Origin of the sequence: Poseidonocella sp. HB161398, assembly GCF_005870025.1 — a bacterium.
Classification (GTDB): domain Bacteria; phylum Pseudomonadota; class Alphaproteobacteria; order Rhodobacterales; family Rhodobacteraceae; genus Mangrovicoccus.
In genome coordinates, this window is the sequence record NZ_VATA01000018.1 from 24,904 (window position 1) to 41,977 (window position 17,074).

Below are 17,074 nucleotides of genomic sequence, written 5' to 3' on the forward strand. Positions count from 1 at the left end.
ATCAGCGGTCCCGTTCCGGCCGGAACGGGACCGTTTGCGTTTTCAGAGACGCTCGATGGCGCGGAGCAGCTTGGCCAGCCGGTCGTCGTCCAGATCGGCGCTTTCGAGCGTCAGGACCCGCATCCCGTCCGGCTTCTCCTTCAGCTTCACCTGGCCGATGCCGCAGTCCTTCCGGCGCCAGGGCAGTGTCCCCGCCGCCTTGGCCCGGCGCGCCCGCGAGCGGACGGCCTCCTTGGTCGTCGACGGGCCCTGGTCGCGGATCTGCTTCAGCGCGGCGTCGATCTGGTCGCGGCTGGCCTGGCCCAGGTCCAGCACCTCGCCGAGCGCCGCGTGGAACTCCACCGCCGCGAGACCGCGCGAGACCGTGGCGCGCGGGACGCCGATGATCTCGGCGATCTGCTGCTGGGTGACGCCGGTGGTCTCCTGCGCGATCAGGCCGATCGAATAGAGCCGCTCGAACATGGTCAGATCGCGGCGGATGGTGTTCTCGAAGAACCGTTCCTGCAGGTCGTCGAGCCGCGCGCCGGAGGCCTCCGGGAAGGTCAGGAAGCAGAGCGGCTCGATGCCCAGCTCGATGCAGGCGCGCAGGCGCCGCCGCCCGGATTGCAGCGCGAAGCGCTGGCCCGAGACGTCGCGCGGAAAGGCCGGGTTCGGCCGCCAGTCGGGATCGGCGGCACGCACGCGCAGCGGCATGCGCAGCCCGCGGCGGCGGATATTCTCCAGCAGTGCGCGGAAGCTGTCCTCGCTCTCGTCATCTTCGGGCGCGGGCGCGATCCGGTCGGAACCGACCTTGTCCTCGATGCTGGTCGCGGGAATGCGGATCGGCACGACGCCCTCGAGAATGCCCTCGTAGACCGCCTCGTTGGCAAGTGCCGCTTCCTTCTTGGCGCTTTCCAGCCGGTCCTGCATGCCGCGCATCGCCTGGCGCGACCAGTTCCCGGCGGTGGGCTGCTCTTCCGGCGTGACTTCGGGCAGGTCCCGCCCGGTCGCCATGCCGCCCAGGATCGCGCTCCCTGCCCGTCTGCGTCCCACGCTCATGCTGCATCCTCCTCGAGGCTCGGTTTCGCCTTCTGCGACCAGCCCTCGACCTCTCCGTCCGGAAACAGCCGTTCCAGGAAGGCCTGCGCATAGCCCCGCGTCGGCAGCGAGGGAATGGCGCGCATGACGATGGCGTCATTGACCGCATTGGCATTGTCGATGAAGGCCTGCAGCGAGGCCTTCCGCGTCTTCGGCGGCTCGTATTCATAGGCCGACTTGAACTCGCGGAAGGCATTCGCCGCGCCTTCGGAATACTGGTAGTAGATCGGCGAGATGATGTCCGGATTGCCCGCCATGATCTCGCCGATGGTGCGCAGGTCGGTGTCGGACGACCGGTTGACGATGGTCGGCAGGATCATCGGCTTGGCGTCCTTGAACTTCACCGGGTTGGTGTCGCCCTCGATAAAGCTGAAATAGTCGCGCAGGCTCGCCAGGTAGATATGCAGCGTCGAGAGGTCGAAGCCCTTCATCGTCTGCGGAATGATCAGCGTGTCGGCGGCGACGATGGTGTTCAGCGTGGCCAGCGTCAGCGAAGGCGGCGTGTCGATGATGACGACATCGAGCGTCTCCTTCAGCGCCGCTTCGTAGGCGTCATGGCGGAAGCGGCCCTCGCTGTCGGCAAGGTCCTTCGCGGTCGTGCGCGGCGGGTGCGCGTCGCGCCAGCGGTCGAGCGAGTCCCGCAGCATCCGGTAGATCTTCTTCTGCTCCGGGTCCTCGGTCTGGGTCAGGTAGTACATCGCGATATCGGCTTCCTGGATGCCCGCTCCGCCCGGAATGAGACGCAGGCCGGGCCAGGGGGTCGGCCGCCAGAAGACGTTGAGCCGGTCCGGCGCGTGATGGATCTTCTCGCGCTGGCCCGCCTCGGGGACGCCCATGAAATCGGTATAGACCTCGACGTCATAGCCCGCGATCGACGTGGTGTCGTCGACGAAATAGAGCGAGCAGGTGGCCTGCGGGTCGCCGTCGATCAGCCCGACGCGCAGCCCGTAATAAAGGCTCAGATACTGCGCCAGATGCGCCGAAGAGAGCGATTTCGCCACGCCGCCTTTCTGCGAGGAGAGCACGATCACCGGCAGGTCGTCGCCGGGCTTGCGCCAGAAGAGCGTCGTGCGCCGTGCCTCGGGGCGGCTGTCGGCAATGGCGCGCAGCTTCATGATGTCATGGACCGACAGCGTGCGCTCGCGGCCGCGGATTTCGCCTTCGGGCGCGTCGGGATGCTTCATCAGCGCGTTGACGAAGCTGCGGTCGCAACCGAAGAACTCGGTCACCTCGGCGATGGAATAGCGCCGCAGAACGCGCAGCGACTGGGTGCGGTGCATCCGGGCCGAAGAGGCCGCCCGCGACACGCAGTCGATCGCCGCCTCGACGAAGGACGGGATGTTGTGAAAGGATTTGGCCATGTCTGGACTTTCCTGCTCTGCCTCGGGGGCGTCTTTTGCGACGCTTTTGCCTGAATATCTCACTGCCGCCGTGCTTGGGCAACATGTATCCGCCGCGAGGGCGCCGGAAATGCGGGGCAGGGCGCAAACCGTTGCCGGAACGCCCGCTCCTCAGGCGGCGATAGACGCGGTTCCGGAACATTGCGGTCCCGTTCCGGCCGGAACGGGACCGGCCGGGGCAAGCTTCGCGAGTTGCTGGCGGGCGATCCAGGCGCGGTTCCGCAGCAGGCCGATCCGCTTGAGAATCTCCGGATCGGGCATGGCGGCCCGGACAGGATCACTGATGGTTGCCTGAAGCTGGCCGGGACGGGGCAGGTGCTTCCAATGCGGTTTCCAGACGGCATCGAGCGCGCGGATGGCTGAGTCGAGCGCATCGGGATGAAGCGCCGTTCCCGCAACCAGCGCTGCCGCTTCCTCGACATCCTTGGCACTGGCTGAAAGGCCATGGCGCAGGGCGAAGGCAGATACAGCCGACCGGGCCCCGCGCTTGGCCTCGTCATGGCTCCAGAGACCGGTCTTGGCTCCCTCGGCGCAGGCGATCACCTTGCCGAGGAAGTCCGCAGATGCCTGTCCATGCCACACACTCACCGGATCGGCATCGCTGGGCCGGTGCTCGCGCCATTGCGCTTCGAGCTGGGCGGTCCAGGCCGGAAGGGCAGGGGCCGGTGTTTTGTTTTGAGGGATCTGGTTTTTTGGACCCTTCGGGTCCTTGCGTTCGGCATCCTGAACACGGCGTTCAGCTTTCGGAACGGCGCGTTTCGCCGCTTCGCGGGACATTTCGGCCCAGCGGCCGCACATCTCGGCCCAGCCCAGCACCACGATGCGCAGTCGGTAGTTGTAGCCGTTGCCGTAGGTCTGGCGGATGCAGTCGATCAGCCCGTGCTCGCGCAGTTCGGCGACATAGGCGGAGATCGAGGATTTCGAGCGGTTCAGCAACCGGCCCAGCTCCTCGTAGGAATGCCAGCTCTCGCCCTTGGCATCGGCGAATCCGCAGAAGGCCAGAAGAAGGGTCTTCGCCTGGGGCGATATGGCAAGCGTGAGCCAGGTGCGCGGCATGCGCACGAACCCGCCATCGGCGGGGGACGCGGGGGCTGTCATCGGACAAAACCTCTCTGTTCGGCTCCAAGGCCGTTGCGCGTCGCCCGTGGCTGGGATAGGGTCAGGGTGCGAAACTGGACCGTCGACGCAGGTAACTGTCTAGGCGGTGTTCGAAGGCTCCGGGATGTTGGCGCATTCCGGAGCTTTTCCTTTGGCGCGCTACATGTCGTCCTCCATCAGGGCGTCGCGCGCTTCCGAAGCGGGCAGCAGGCGGTCGATCTCGGGCAGGGGCAGGGGGCCCTTGCGGACGCAGACATGGACCTTGTCGAGCCGGACCCGTTGGCGCGGGGCGATCTCGGCAAATCCGTCATCGGTGGCGGCCTCGAGGCTCAGGCTGATCGCACCCGACATCTGCGGGTTCTCGGCGATCGCGGCCATCGAGGATTTCAGGGTGCGCGCCTTGAAGACCTTCAGGTCCGAGGCGATGGGAATGCGGCGGCGCAGCTCGTCGAGCGGGATCCAGACCGGATCGCCGCCATTGCGGATCAGCCGCGCGAGGCAGATCTCGAAGACCCTCCATGAGGACGGCCGCGAGGCGGTGAGCGTGCGGAATTCGTCGCGCGGGATCTCGAAGCCTTCCATGCCGAGGATCCAGCGGAAGGCGTCCTCGCTGAGGGTGATCTTCAGCCGCAGCACCTTCTGGCCGGCGCCGATCGACTGGACGTCCTGCTCGAAGGCGTCGATCCAGCGGAACTGCCGCTTGCGGCTGACATCGTCGCCGATCGGCATTTCCGTGGTGATCCAGGTCGCGGCGAGCCGCTCCAGCCGTTCGGTGATGCGCGCGTATTCGCTGCCCCCGAGGGTGGGATCGTAGGAAATCGCCTCCATGATGTCGCGCACGCCGATCTCGACATGGCGGCTGGGGGGCGTGCCCGCGCGGATCGCGGTGCCGATCTGGGCGGCGAGCAGGTTCAGGACCTTGCGGTCGGTCGCCGTGGCGATCCGCGTGCCGGGCACCGAGGAGTGCATCCTGACCGTGTAGTCGCCGACCTGGGTGGTGAAATCTTCCTGCCCGTCCTCCGGGAAGAAGGGCAGCAGCATGGTCTCCAGGTCGCTGCGCATGGCAGGGACACTGGGGGATTGCCCGTCCAGGGTGTCGGGCAATATGCTATCGGTCAGCCGGGGGCTGTTCATGGTACTGCTGCCTCATCCGATGATCTTCTGTGGATCGTCTCGGTCGTTTCTTGTCTTCTATGCCAGAAAAGACCGCATTTCAGAACGGCTGGGCAATAGGTTTTTTTCCCTTGCGGTCCGAATATGCGGTCTAACCGGCGGGACAGGAGAGCGGATCCGGGTCAACTCTATCGCGTAAGATACCGGAATCCCACGATTGTCTCGCGAATCTCGCGGGCGGCGGCAAAAATTGCGGACGCCATGTCGGATGCAGAGTGCAGAAGTTGCAGCACACGGGCGCCGCGCAACTTGAAAATCGGCCGGGGTTGCAGTTCGCGGGCGCTCTGCAACTTCGGGCCCTGAACGGGATCCGGCTCCGACTCGGGCGCGGTGCAACCAAAGCCCGTGGAGCCAAGCCCTTGATGCAGAAAGGCTTCCCGCCAGGGACGGGAAGCCAGGTTGCAGAGCACGGGCGCCGCGTAACTTCAGGCGCGGGACGCTGGTCGCGTCCCGGCCGGAACACGGTCACTCTCCGGGGGGCGTGTCGGGATGCTCCCGGGCCAGCCGCGCATCTTCGCGCAGTTCCAGCCACATGGCGTTCATCACCGCGAAGAGCGCGGCCAGGGGAAGGCCCAGAAGCCAGGCGAAATACCACATGATCGTCTCTCCTCAGTAGCTGTTGGCGTTGTCGTGGAGCTCGCTCTCGGTCACCTTGCCCCAGAGCACCTTGTAGACCCAGGCGGTGTAGGCGAGGATGATCGGCATGAAGATCACCGTGGCGACCAGCATGACGAAGAGCGTGCGCTGCGAGGACGAGGCATCCCAGACTGTCAGCGAAGAGTTCGGATCCGCCGAAGAGGGCAGGATGAACGGGAACATGGTCAGTCCCACGCTGGCGATCATGCCGAAGATGCCGATCTTCGAAGCGAGGATGGTAAAGCTCCAGCCCCGCTGCAGGCCGAGCACCGACAGGCCCATCCCGGCAAAGCCGAGAAGCGGCGCGACGATGATCCAGGGACGCGCGACATAGGCAGAAAGCCAAGTGCCGCCCTTGGTCACTTCCGACAGGAGCGGGTTCGACGGCCCGTCGGGCACGACGGTGGCCAGCTGGTAGCCGTCGGTCAGCACCAGCAGCCACAGCCCGGCCAGCGCATAGCCGCCCATCGCCACCAGCCCCGCCATCGCGCCGATCTTCCGCGCCCGTTCGGTGATCGGGCCGGGTTCGGATTTCAGCACCAGCCAGCCCGCGCCATGGGCGAGCAGCATCGACACCGAGACAGCGCCGCAGACCAGCGCGAAGGGGTTCAGGAGCGCCAGCAGCTTCAGGAAGCCCAGGCCGTGGTAGATCGGCATCAGCGTCTCGGTCAGCGTGAAGGGCACGCCGCGCAGCACGTTGCCGACCGCCACGCCGAAGATCAGCGCGGGCACCGCCCCGCCGATGAAGAGCGCCCAGTCCCAGCGTTCCCGCCAGGCCTTGCCCTCGCGCTTGGAGCGGTACTTGAAGGCCACCGGACGCAGGATCAGCGCCGCCAGGATCAGCCACATCGCCAGGTAGAAGCCCGAGAAGCTCACCGCGTAGAGCGGCGGCCAGGCGGCGAAGATGGCGCCGCCGCCGAGGATGAACCACACCTGGTTGCCTTCCCAGACGGGGCCGACGGTGTTGATGACGAGCCGCCGCTCGGTATCGGTCTTCGCCACGAAGGGCAGGAGCGCGCCCACCCCCATGTCGAAGCCGTCGGTCAGCGCGAAGCCGATCAGCAGCACGCCGAGCAGCACCCACCAGATGACACGCAGCGTGCCGTAGTCGATCAGTTCAGACAGGATCATTGCTCGTCACTCCGCCGGGGCCGCTGCCGGTCCGCTCAGCCGCGCCCTGTGGCGCTGCATCCAGGTTTCGGTTTCCTCGACATCCTGCACCGGACCCTTGCGGATGTACTTCACCATCAGGGCCATCTCGATGACGAAGAGCGTCGAGTAGAAGATCACGAAGCCCGCGATGGTGAAGAGGAGCTCGCCGACGCCCAGGTGGCTGACAGACAGCGCCGTCGGCAGGATGCCGTCCACCGTCCAGGGCTGGCGCCCGTATTCGGCGACGATCCAGCCCATCTCGGCCGCAATCCAGGGGGCGGGGATCACCGCCACCGCGCCCCACAGCGCCCAGCGGGGATAGGTCATGCCCTTGAAGGAGCTGCGGATGAAGAAGAAGCCCAGGATGCCGATGAAGGCGAAGCCCAGGGCCACCATGATCCGGAAGGCCCAGAAGATCGGGAAGACATGCGGAATGGTGTCATTCGCCGCCTGCAGGATCTGCTCTTCGGTCGCCTGCCGCGGGTCCTCGGTGTAGCGCAGCAGCAGGAAGGCGTAGCCCAGATCGCCCGAATGCGCTTCGAAGCGGGTCATCATGTCGGGGGTGACGTCCTTGCCGGCGGCGCGGATCTCCATCAGCGCGTCATAGGCGAGAAGCCCGTTGCGGATGCGGTGCTCCGCCTCGTCGACCAGCTGGTCGATGCCGGGGATCTCCCTGGTCAGCGAGCGCGTGCCGATCAGCCCCATCACATAGGGGATGTGGACGGCGTAATGCGTCTCGCGGGCCTCCTGGTCGGGGATGCCGAAGAGCGTGAAGGAGGCAGGCGCGGGCTCGGTCTCCCACATCGCCTCGATGGCGGCGAGCTTCATCTGCTGGTTCAGCCCGGCGTCATAGCCGGACTCGTCGCCCAGCACGACGACCGAGAAGGCCGAGGCGAGGCCGAAGGAGGCCGCCACCGTGATCGAGCGCCGCGCGAGCTCGGTATGGCGCCCCTTGAGCAGGTACCAGGCCGAGACGCCGAGCACGAAGACCGAGGCCGTCACGTAGCCCGCCGAGACGGTATGGACGAATTTGGCCTGCGCCACCGGGTTGAACAGCACGTCGGCGAAACTGTCCATCTCCATCCGCATGGTCATCGGATTGAAGCTGGCGCCGACCGGATTCTGCATCCAGCCATTGGCGATCAGGATCCACAGGGCCGAGAAGTTCGACCCGATCGCCACCAGCCAGGCGACGATCAGGTGGGCCACCTTCGACAGCTTGCCCCAGCCGAAGAAGAAGAGCCCGACGAAGGTCGCCTCGAGGAAGAAGGCCATCAGCCCCTCGATGGCCAGGGGCGCGCCGAAGACGTCGCCGACATAGTGGCTGTAGTAGCTCCAGTTCATCCCGAACTGGAATTCCATGGTGATGCCCGTGGCGACGCCCAGCACGAAGTTGATGCCGAACAGCGTCCCCCAGAACTTGGTCATTTGCCGCCAGATCGGCCTGCCGGTCATCACGTAGACGGTCTCCATGATCGCCACGAGGATCGACAGCCCGAGCGTGAGCGGCACGAAGAGGAAGTGATAGAGTGCCGTCATTGCAAACTGCAATCGCGACAGCTCCACGATATCGAGGTCCATATTACCCTCCTAGGGCGCAAAACATGCGCGGAAAATATACGTTACTTCCTATGCGATGTGGGGAAAATTTCCTGTTTGATCTGTATCAACAGTCATCAGTTCGTGATGACGTCAGATCGAAAAAATCCGGTTCGCCCAGGCGCGTTCCTCCGCGCGGTGCGCGGCGCAGAGGATCGCGGCCTCCGGCAGGGTTGTCCGGAGGCCCGCCAGGACACGCTCCGCGGTCGCCGCGTCGAGTCCCTCGGTCGGTTCGTCGAGCAGCAGCACTGCCGGCCGCCGCAGGAGCGTCCGCGCCAGCACCAGCCGCCGCGCCTCGCCGCCCGAGAGCCCCGCGCCGCCTTCGCCCAGTACGGCCGAAAGCCCGCCGCGCGCCGCCAGCGCCGGGGCAAGGGCGACGGTTTCCAGCATCGCCTCGGCCTCCGCGGGATCGAGCCCGTCGCGGGCCAGCGCCAGGTTCTCGCCGACGGTGCCGGCCATCAGCCCCGAACGCTGCGGCAGGAGCGCGAGCTGCGCGCGCAGGAGCGGCTCGGGCCAGTCGCCAAGCGGAGCGCCGCAGAGCTGCACCGTGCCGGCATCCGGACGGATCAGCCCAGCCGCGATCTGCAGCAGCGTCGATTTCCCCCGGCCCGACGGCCCGGTCAGCGCGACGGTCTCGCCGGGGGCGACCGAAAGGGTGACATTCTCGAGGACCGGCGCAGCCGCGCCCGGCCTTGCATAGCCGATCGCGCGGAGCTCGAGCCCGGCGGGCTGCGCTTCGGGGGTGGCGCCGGGCAGGGCAGGGGAGGGCTCCGCTCCGGCAAAGACCCGTTCCGCCGCATCGGCCATCGCGCCCATGCCGGTCATGCCGGGCCGGATCATCGCCAGCGCCTCGTGCAGCCCCAAGGCGGCGAAGACCGGGATCGCCGCCGCGGCGGCGCCGAGCGTGCCGGCCGCCGAGAGATAGCCGCCGAGCGCGATCAGCAGCGCCACGGTCGCCGTCGTCACCATGCCGAGCGCCGCATCGCCGCGCTCGCCCAGCCGGTCGAGCCGGGCGCCCGCGCGGTCGAGCGCTTCGCCGCGGGCGAGCAGCAGGCTCAGCCGCGCGCCGAGCCCGCCATGGACCGCCAGATCGACCTGGCCGCGCAGGGTCGAGACCGTCCCGCGCAGGAGCGCCTGGCCGCGCCGCTCCGCCCTGACCGAGGCCGGGACCGAGCGGCGGCCGATCCGCGCCAGCACCAGCGCGCTGCCGCCGCCCTGCAGCAGCACGACCCCGAGCGCCAGGCTCCAATGGGTCAGCCACCAAAGCCCGAGCCCGGTCGCGATCACCGTCGCCGCGCCCGCAGCCACCGGCAGGGCAAGCCGCAGCACCGTGCCGTCGAGCGCATCGACATCCGCGGTCAGCCTCGTCAGTGCAGGGCCGGGGCGCAGCCGCTGCAGCGCCTCCCAGGACCCGGCCATCCGCTGCCGCAGGAGCGTGACCCGCAGCGTGGCGAGCGCGCGCAAAGTGGCGTCATGGGTCAGCAGCCGCTCGCCATAGCGCGAGGCGGCACGGCCGAGCGCCAGCAGCCGCACGCCCGCAGAGGGGCGGAAGACGTCGAAGGCGATGCCGATCCCCATCAGCCCTGCCACCCCGGTCGCGGTGATGAACCAGCCGGACAGGCCCAGCAGCGCCACACCCGCGAGCAGCGTGATCCCGGACAGCAGCGCGCCGCGCGCCATCGTGCCGGGCGCAGCCCTCCAGATCAGCCGCATGACCTTGGCGAGCGGGCTCACAGCGCCACCTCGCGATCCGCCGCGGCGATCAGCGCGGGATCATGGCTGGCGGCCAGGACAAGGCGGCCCTCAGCGGCCAGGCTCTTCAGCGTGGCGATGACGATCTCCGCGGTCGCCGCGTCGAGATCGGCGGTCGGCTCGTCGGCCAGCACAGCATCGGCCTCCATCGCCACGGCCCTCGCCAGCAGCAGCCGCCGCGCCTCGCCGCCCGAGAGCCCGGCGCCGGTCTCGCCCAGCCGCGCGGCCAGCCCGCCGGGCAGCCGCGCCACCACCTCGCCCGCCCCGGCGCGGGACAGCGCCGCCTGCAGGTCGCCGCCGCGGTGGCGGGGATCGAGGAAGGCCGCGAGGCTCTGGTCGGGGACATGGATCGCCTGCGGCAGCCAGGCCAGCCGCGCGCGCCAGCCCGGCGCAGTCGCGACGTCGAGCCCGAGCCCGGCGGCCTCGATCCGTCCCGAAGCGGCGGAGAGAAGTCCCATCGCCGCCATCAGCGCCGTCGACTTGCCGCGTCCCGAAGGCCCGGTCAGCACGACCAGCTCGCCCGGCGCGGCGTCGAAATCGGGCACCGCGATCTCGCGCCCGCCGCGGCTCAGCCGGACATCGCGGAACGACAGCGTCGCCGCGCCGGGCAGGGCAGGGGCCTCGGCCACTCCGCCGGGCAGCGGCGCGGCGGCACCGGCCAGAAGCGCGTCGATCTCGCCGCCCACGGCCTTGGCCTCGGCCTGGTCGTGCCAGGCGGCGGCGAGGTCGCGCAGGGGCTGGAAGAAGCTCGGTGCCAGCAGGAGGACGAAGATGCCCTCTTCCAGTGTCAGCGGTGTTGCCCAGGCGCCGAAGCCGAGCTCGCCCAGAAGCGAGAAGCCGACATAGACCGCGACCATCGCCACGCCGATCGCCGAAAAGAGCTCCAGCACCGTCGAGGAGAGGAAGGCGATGCGCAGCACCTCCATCGTCCGGGCGCGGAGCCGGTCGGCGCTCTGGCCGAAATCCCGCGCGGTGCGCTCGCCGGCATCGAGGAGCCGGATGTCGGGCAGCATCGCCAGGCGGTCGGTCAGGAGCGTGTTGAGGCTGCCGATCTCGCCCATCTGCCGCTCGCTCGCCTCCTTGGCGGCCATGCCGACCAGCGCCATGAAGACCGGGATCAGCGGGCCGGCGACCGCGAGGATCAGCGCCACCGCCCAGGAGCACCAGAGCGAGAGCAGGAGCAGCACCGGCGCCACGGCCGAAACGCGCATCCGCGCCGGGCGGTAGCGGGCGAGGTAGCGGCGCAGCGATGGCAGCTTCTGCACGAGGAGCGCGGCGAAGGCGCCGGAGGAGAGGCCGCGGTCGAGCCGGGCGGCCTCTTCGGCGAGCAGCTCGCGGCGGAGCGCGGCGACGGCCCGTTCGGCGGTTTCGGCGGCAAGCCGCGCGGCGCGGCGCTCGGCCAGGCTGCGCATCAGCCCCGCGGCGAGGAAGCCCAGGGCGAGGAGGGCCGAGCGTTCCGGCGGCGCCTCCGCCACCCAGCCGCCGATGGCAAGGGCGAGGCAGGCGGCCTGCACCGGCCAGAGCAGCTCCGCCCCCAGCCGCCACAGCCCCGCCCGGCGCAGCCCCTGCGCGCTGGCGCGGGTCAGGCGGGTCAGGATCGGGTCGGCAGGGCTCAAGGCGGGGTTCCGGCTATGGCGGGGCTCCCTTGCAGATGGGACGCTTCGCGGGACGAGTGCAACCCTGACGCGGGGGCCGGGTTGCCGCAGCCCATGGCCGCAGGCAGTCCCCGGAAGCGCAGCCGCTTGCATTGGCGAACCATCTTGCGCAGACTGCAGGACCACAATTCGACCAGGAGCCGAAATGCGCCCTCCCGACCGCAAGCTCGACGATGCCGCCCGCGCGGCATGGCTGGCCTATATCGGCGGCATGAAGCAGGACGAGATCGCGGCGGTGATGGGGATCTCGCGGCAATCGGCGCAGCGGCTGGTGAGCCAGGCGATGAGCGCGGGGCTGGTCAAGGTGCGCATCGACCATCCGGTGGCGCGCTGCCTGGAGCTGGCCGAGCAGCTGCGCGACCGCTACGCGCTGGGACTCTGCGAGGTGGTGCCGACGCTCGGGGCGGGCGAGAATGCCGGGCAGGGGGTCGCGCATGCGACGGCCGACATCCTCGAATCCTGGCTCCTGCGCGACGCGCCGGTGGTCGTCGGGCTCGGCACCGGGCGGACGCTGCGCGCCGCGATCGAACAGCTGCCGCATGTCGACTGCGCCCAGCACAAGATCGTGTCGCTGACCGGGAACATCTCGCCCTCGGGCTCGACCGCCTACTACAACGTGCTCTTCACCATCTCCGACAAGGTCAGCGCGCCGACCTATCCGCTGCCGCTGCCGGTGATTTCTGCCACCCGCGAGGAGCGCGACCTGCTTCTCGGCCAGGCGACGCTGCGCGCCAATCGCGAGCTGGTGGGCAAGACCGATATCCGCTTCGTCGGCATCGGCCAGATTCTCGACACGCCGCCCTTGGTGATCGACGGCTTCATCTCCGAGGCGGACCAGGCGCGGCTCGCCGCCAAGGGCGCGATCGGCGAGATCACTGGCTGGGTCTACGACCGCGAGGGCAGGCTGGTCGAGGACGACACCAACGAGCGCGTCAGCTCGGCGCCGCTGGTCTCGGGCAGCCGCCGGCCGATCATCGCCTGCGCTTACGGCCCGGGCAAGGTGGAGGCGATCCGCGGGGCGCTCGAGGGGCGCTTCGTCAACGGGCTCGTGACCGACGAAGCCACGGCGGCCGCGCTGCTCTGAGCCCCGGGAGCCTTCCGGGCAGTTCAGGCGAAATCGTTAGCCCGATCTTAACAATATGTTTCCAAAAGGTTTCCTGCGCCTAGGCGCAGGAATTGCCGCGCTGCGGAGACTTTTCCCGGTTGACCATTCGTCACTTTAAGTGAATAAATGCTCACAAGCACGGCAAAAGCTCATTCTTGGGAGGAGAGTAATGACTGCTTCGATTCGCACGCTGCTGGGGGCCACGGCGCTTTGCGCCACCGGCATGGCAGCCGCTGCCGAGACGACCCTGACCATCGCCACCGTCAACAATGGCGACATGATCCGCATGCAGGGGCTGGCCGGCGACTTCACGGCCAAGCATCCCGACATCAAGCTGGAATGGGTCACGCTGGAGGAGAACGTCCTGCGCCAGCGCGTCACCCAGGACATCGCCACCAAGGGCGGCCAGTTCGACGTGATGACGATCGGCACCTACGAGGTCCCGATCTGGGCCAAGCAGGACTGGCTGGAGCCGCTCGACGGTCTCAGCGACGACTACGACGCGGGCGACATCCTGCCGGCCATCGCGGGCGGGCTGAGCATCGACGGCACGCTCTATGCCGCCCCGTTCTACGGCGAGAGCTCCATGGTCATGTACCGCAAGGACCTGATGGAGAAGGCCGGGATGGAGATGCCCGAGGCGCCGACCTGGGACGACATCGCCAAGGCCGCCGAGGCGATGACCGACGTAAGCGCGGGCATCTACGGCATCTGCCTGCGCGGCAAGGCCGGCTGGGGCGAGAACATGGCCTTCCTGACCGCAGCGGCGAATTCCTTCGGCGCGCGCTGGTTCGACATGGACTGGAAGCCGCAATTCGACACCGAGCAGTGGAAGACCACGCTGACCACCTATCTCGACCTGATGGGCAAGTACGGGCCGCCGGGCGCGTCCTCGAACGGGTTCAACGAGAATCTCGCGCTCTTCCAGTCGGGCAAGTGCGGCATGTGGATCGACGCCACCGTGGCGGCCTCCTTCGTGACCAACCCCAATGACTCCACGGTCGCCGACCAGGTGGGCTTCGCCCTTGCCCCCGATGCGGGTCTCGGCAAGCGCGGCAACTGGCTCTGGGCCTGGACGCTGGGCATCCCGGCCGGGACCGACGCGCCGGAGGCCGCCAAGACCTTCATCGAATGGGCGACCTCGAAGGACTACCTTGCGCTGGTGGCCGAGAAGGAGGGCTGGGCCAACGTGCCGCCGGGCACCCGCACCTCGCTCTACGAGAACCCCGAATATCTCGAGGCCGCGCCCTTCGCCGAGATGACGCTGAAATCCATGGAGGCCGCCGACCCGACCAATCCGACGGTCGATCCGGTCCCCTATACCGGCGTGCAGTTCGTCGCGATCCCGGAATTCCAGGGGATCGGCACGGCGGTCGGCCAGCAGTTCTCCGCCGCGCTCGCAGGCCAGATCACGGCCGATCAGGCGCTGCAGAACGCCCAGACCCTGACCGAGCGCGAAATGAAGCGCGGCGGCTACATCAAGTAAGCGCAGTTCCGGCGCAGGGAGCCCTCGCGGCTCCGGCGGCGGCCGGGAACCTCCGGCGGGACCATCCCTCCCGCCTCTCCCGCAGAACCGGCCCGCCTTGCGGGCGGGCCGGTTCCCCGCGACACCGAAAGAGGCCAGTCCCATGTCCACCAAAGCGTCCCGCGCCGCTGCGCGGCTGATGATATCGCCCTCGGTCATCCTGCTCCTGGGATGGATGCTGATCCCGCTGGGGATGACCCTCTATTTCTCGGTGCTGCGGTTCAACCTGCTGATGCCCGGCGACAATCCCTTCGTCGGCTTCGAGAACTACCGCTACTTCCTGACCGATCCGGGCTTCACCGCGGCGATCTGGAACACGCTGGCGCTGGTGCTCGGGGTGCTCGTCATCACCATTTTCGGCGGCATCCTGCTGGCGCTGCTGCTCGACCAGCCGATGTTCGGACAGGGGATCGTGCGCATCCTCGTCATCGCGCCCTTCTTCGTCATGCCGACCGTCTCGGCGCTGGTGTGGAAGAACATGTTCCTCAATCCGGTCAACGGCCTCTTCGCGCATCTCTTCACCGCGCTCGGGCTGCAGCCCTACGATTTCCTCTCGCAGGCGCCGCTGGCCTCGATCATCGGCATCGTCGCCTGGCAGTGGCTGCCCTTCGCCACGCTGATCCTGCTGACCGCGCTGCAGTCGCTCGACAGCGAGCAGCTCGAGGCGGCCGAGATGGACGGGGCGACGCCGCTCTCGCGGTTCTGGTACATCATGCTGCCGCATCTGGCCCGCGCGATCACCGTCGTGATCCTGATCCAGACGATCTTCCTGCTGTCGGTCTTCGCTGAGATCCTCGTCACCACCAATGGCGGGCCGGGCTACGCCTCCACCAACCTGACCTACCTGATCTATGTCCAGTCGCTGCTGCAATACGACGTGGGCATGGGGTCCGCCGGCGGCGTTGTCGCCATCATCCTCGCCAATATCGTCGCGATCTTCCTGATGCGGATGATCGGCAAGAACCTGGAGGCCTGAGCCATGGCCCGTGCCGTCACGACGCAGCGCAAGGCGCTCAACACCGTCATCGCCTGGGGCGTCGGGATCCTGATCTTCTTCCCGATCCTCTGGACCATCCTGACCAGCTTCAAGACCGAGGCCGAGGCGATCGCCGATCCGCCCCTGTGGTTCAACTTCCACTGGACGCTGGAGAACTACGTCACCGTGCAGGAGCGCTCCAACTACTTCCGGCACTTCTGGAACTCGGTGGTGATCTCGGTGGGCTCGACGCTGATCGGGCTGGCCATCGCCGTCCCCGCCGCCTGGGCCATGGCCTTCGTGCCGGGCAAGCGCACCAAGGACGTGCTGATGTGGATGCTCTCCACCAAGATGCTGCCGCCCGTCGGCGTGCTGGTGCCGCTCTACCTGATCTTCCGCAATCTCGGGCTGCTCGACACCCGCACCGGCCTGGTCTTCGTGCTGACGATGATCAACCTGCCGATCATCATCTGGATGCTCTACACCTACTTCAAGGAGATCCCGAACGACATCCTGGAGGCCGCGCGGATGGACGGCGCGGGGCTGCGCGACGAAGTGGTGCATGTGCTCCTGCCGATGGCGGTGCCGGGCATGGCCTCGACCGTGCTCCTGAACATCATCCTGGCCTGGAACGAGGCCTTCTGGACGCTGAACCTGACCGCCGCCAAGGCGGCGCCGCTGACGGCCTTCATCGCCAGCTATTCCTCGCCCGAGGGGCTGTTCTACGCCAAGCTCTCGGCCGCCTCGACGATGGCCATCGCGCCGATCCTGATCATGGGCTGGTTCAGCCAGAAGCAACTGGTCCGGGGGCTCACCTTCGGCGCCGTGAAATAAGGGGGGAACAACCCATGGGACAAATCACGCTTTCCCAGGTCACCAAGAGCTTCGGCGACGTGCAGGTCATTCCGCCGCTCGACCTCGAGATCAATGACGGCGAATTCGTCGTCTTCGTCGGCCCCTCGGGCTGCGGGAAGTCGACGCTGCTGCGGCTGATCGCCGGACTGGAGGACGTCACCTCCGGCACGATCTCGATCGACGGGGCCGAGGCGACGGCGCTGCCCCCGGCCAAGCGCCGGCTCGCCATGGTCTTCCAGTCCTACGCGCTCTATCCGCACATGTCGGTCAGGAAGAACATCGCCTTCCCGATGAAGATGGCGGGCATCCCCGAGGACGAGCAGGCGCGGCGGATCGAGGGCGCGGCCAAGGCGCTGAACCTCAGCGACTATCTCGACCGCAAGCCCGGGCAGCTCTCGGGCGGGCAGCGCCAGCGCGTCGCCATCGGCCGCGCCATCGTGCGCGAGCCCGCGGCCTTCCTCTTCGACGAGCCGCTGTCGAATCTCGACGCGGCGCTGCGGGTCGGCATGCGGCTCGAGATATCCGAGCTGCACGAGCGGCTGGCCACCACGATGATCTACGTGACGCATGACCAGGTCGAGGCGATGACCATGGCCGACAAGATCGTCGTGCTGCGCGCGGGCAATATCGAGCAGGTGGGCTCGCCGCTGGAGCTCTACCGCAGCCCGCGCAACCTCTTCGTCGCGGGCTTCATCGGCTCGCCGAAGATGAACTTCATCACCGGACCCGAGGCCGATGCCCAGGGCGCCCATACGATCGGCATCCGTCCCGAGCACCTGGAGGTCTCGGCCACCGAAGGCCGCTGGCAGGGCAGGGTCGCCGTCTCCGAGCATCTGGGCAGCGACAGCTTCTTCCACGTCCATGACACCGGCCTGGCCGATGTCATCACCGTCCGCGCCTCCGGCGAGATCGGCTTCCGCCACGGCGACACCATCTGGATGACGCCGCGCGAGGACCAGATCCACCGCTTCGGCGCCGACGGGCTGCGGCTCTGAGCCTCCCCCGGCTTCCGGATCCGTCCCCGGGAGCCCTGGTCCGCGGGCACCTCCCGCCCGCGGACGGCAAAACAGG

Annotated in this window: 14 protein-coding genes; 5 read left to right on the plus strand and 9 right to left on the minus strand. The window is 68.1% G+C overall.

Annotated features, from left to right (window positions below; all coding sequences use genetic code 11):
- Positions 1–42: 42 nt before the first annotated feature.
- From FGX59_RS15450 to FGX59_RS15490, 9 genes are all read right to left on the minus strand, one after another.
- Positions 43–1,038 carry a ParB N-terminal domain-containing protein gene (locus FGX59_RS15450; protein WP_138467846.1) on the minus strand — a complete coding sequence of 332 codons (996 nt, stop codon included), beginning with the start codon at positions 1,036–1,038 and terminating at the stop codon, positions 43–45.
- On the minus strand, positions 1,035–2,438 hold the full coding sequence (locus FGX59_RS15455; RefSeq protein WP_138467847.1) for a ParA family protein: 1,404 nt from the start codon (positions 2,436–2,438) through the stop codon (positions 1,035–1,037). Before FGX59_RS15455 ends, FGX59_RS15450 begins: the two co-directional genes overlap by 4 nt.
- A gap of 150 nt (positions 2,439–2,588) precedes the next feature.
- Positions 2,589–3,575: a helix-turn-helix domain-containing protein gene (locus FGX59_RS15460; protein ID WP_138467849.1), complete on the minus strand. Its 987-nt coding sequence runs from the start codon at positions 3,573–3,575 to the stop codon at positions 2,589–2,591.
- A gap of 159 nt (positions 3,576–3,734) precedes the next feature.
- A complete protein-coding gene (locus FGX59_RS15465; protein ID WP_171060661.1) occupies positions 3,735–4,637 on the minus strand; it encodes a replication initiator protein A in 903 nt (300 codons plus the stop codon).
- Between the two features lie 576 nt (positions 4,638–5,213).
- Positions 5,214–5,345 (minus strand): cytochrome bd-I oxidase subunit CydX, encoded by a 132-nt coding sequence (cydX, locus tag FGX59_RS15470; protein ID WP_138467853.1) that lies wholly within the window; start codon positions 5,343–5,345, stop codon positions 5,214–5,216.
- Positions 5,346–5,357: 12 nt separating this feature from the next.
- Positions 5,358–6,515, minus strand: a complete 1,158-nt coding sequence (gene cydB / locus FGX59_RS15475; protein ID WP_138467855.1) for a cytochrome d ubiquinol oxidase subunit II — start codon at positions 6,513–6,515, stop codon at positions 5,358–5,360.
- Positions 6,516–6,521: 6 nt separating this feature from the next.
- A complete protein-coding gene (locus FGX59_RS15480; protein WP_138467857.1) occupies positions 6,522–8,117 on the minus strand; it encodes a cytochrome ubiquinol oxidase subunit I in 1,596 nt (531 codons plus the stop codon).
- A gap of 111 nt (positions 8,118–8,228) precedes the next feature.
- A complete protein-coding gene (locus FGX59_RS15485) occupies positions 8,229–9,869 on the minus strand; it encodes an amino acid ABC transporter ATP-binding/permease protein (protein WP_138467859.1) in 1,641 nt (546 codons plus the stop codon).
- Entirely contained in the window at positions 9,866–11,503 is a 1,638-nt protein-coding gene (locus tag FGX59_RS15490) for an ABC transporter ATP-binding protein/permease (protein ID WP_240722489.1), read from the minus strand. Before FGX59_RS15490 ends, FGX59_RS15485 begins: the two co-directional genes overlap by 4 nt.
- A gap of 184 nt (positions 11,504–11,687) precedes the next feature.
- Here FGX59_RS15490 and FGX59_RS15495 point away from each other — a divergent pair, with 184 nt between their 5' ends.
- The 5 genes from FGX59_RS15495 to FGX59_RS15515 all read left to right on the plus strand — a co-directional run bounded on the left by FGX59_RS15495 (position 11,688) and on the right by FGX59_RS15515 (position 16,998).
- The gene (locus FGX59_RS15495; protein WP_138467862.1) at positions 11,688–12,626 is read left to right on the plus strand and encodes a sugar-binding transcriptional regulator; all 939 of its coding nucleotides are present in this window, start codon (positions 11,688–11,690) and stop codon (positions 12,624–12,626) included.
- A gap of 190 nt (positions 12,627–12,816) precedes the next feature.
- Positions 12,817–14,133 (plus strand): sugar ABC transporter substrate-binding protein, encoded by a 1,317-nt coding sequence (locus FGX59_RS15500; RefSeq protein ID WP_138467864.1) that lies wholly within the window; start codon positions 12,817–12,819, stop codon positions 14,131–14,133.
- A 142-nt stretch (positions 14,134–14,275) separates the two neighbouring features.
- Complete coding sequence (locus FGX59_RS15505; protein WP_138467866.1) at positions 14,276–15,148, plus strand: carbohydrate ABC transporter permease; 873 nt, start codon at positions 14,276–14,278, stop codon at positions 15,146–15,148.
- Between the two features lie 3 nt (positions 15,149–15,151).
- Positions 15,152–15,982, plus strand: coding sequence for a carbohydrate ABC transporter permease (locus FGX59_RS15510; protein WP_138467868.1), 831 nt, complete (start codon positions 15,152–15,154; stop codon positions 15,980–15,982).
- Positions 15,983–15,996: 14 nt separating this feature from the next.
- Complete coding sequence (locus FGX59_RS15515) at positions 15,997–16,998, plus strand: ABC transporter ATP-binding protein (RefSeq protein ID WP_138467870.1); 1,002 nt, start codon at positions 15,997–15,999, stop codon at positions 16,996–16,998.
- Positions 16,999–17,074: the final 76 nt, after the last annotated feature.

What these genes read in the sequence shown, in the direction of transcription:
- FGX59_RS15495 (WP_138467862.1), top strand. Translation starts at nt 11,688, where the DNA reads ATGCGCCCTCCCGACCGCAAGCTCGACGATGCCGCCCGCGCGGCATGG.
- FGX59_RS15465 (WP_171060661.1), bottom strand. Translation starts at nt 4,637, where the DNA reads ATGCGCAGCGACCTGGAGACCATGCTGCTGCCCTTCTTCCCGGAGGAC.
- cydB (WP_138467855.1), bottom strand. Translation starts at nt 6,515, where the DNA reads ATGATCCTGTCTGAACTGATCGACTACGGCACGCTGCGTGTCATCTGG.
- FGX59_RS15515 (WP_138467870.1), top strand. Translation starts at nt 15,997, where the DNA reads ATGGGACAAATCACGCTTTCCCAGGTCACCAAGAGCTTCGGCGACGTG.
- FGX59_RS15455 (WP_138467847.1), bottom strand. Translation starts at nt 2,438, where the DNA reads ATGGCCAAATCCTTTCACAACATCCCGTCCTTCGTCGAGGCGGCGATC.
- FGX59_RS15480 (WP_138467857.1), bottom strand. Translation starts at nt 8,117, where the DNA reads ATGGACCTCGATATCGTGGAGCTGTCGCGATTGCAGTTTGCAATGACG.
- FGX59_RS15460 (WP_138467849.1), bottom strand. Translation starts at nt 3,575, where the DNA reads ATGACAGCCCCCGCGTCCCCCGCCGATGGCGGGTTCGTGCGCATGCCG.
- FGX59_RS15500 (WP_138467864.1), top strand. Translation starts at nt 12,817, where the DNA reads ATGACTGCTTCGATTCGCACGCTGCTGGGGGCCACGGCGCTTTGCGCC.
- FGX59_RS15505 (WP_138467866.1), top strand. Translation starts at nt 14,276, where the DNA reads ATGTCCACCAAAGCGTCCCGCGCCGCTGCGCGGCTGATGATATCGCCC.
- cydX (WP_138467853.1), bottom strand. Translation starts at nt 5,345, where the DNA reads ATGTGGTATTTCGCCTGGCTTCTGGGCCTTCCCCTGGCCGCGCTCTTC.
- FGX59_RS15510 (WP_138467868.1), top strand. Translation starts at nt 15,152, where the DNA reads ATGGCCCGTGCCGTCACGACGCAGCGCAAGGCGCTCAACACCGTCATC.
- FGX59_RS15450 (WP_138467846.1), bottom strand. Translation starts at nt 1,038, where the DNA reads ATGAGCGTGGGACGCAGACGGGCAGGGAGCGCGATCCTGGGCGGCATG.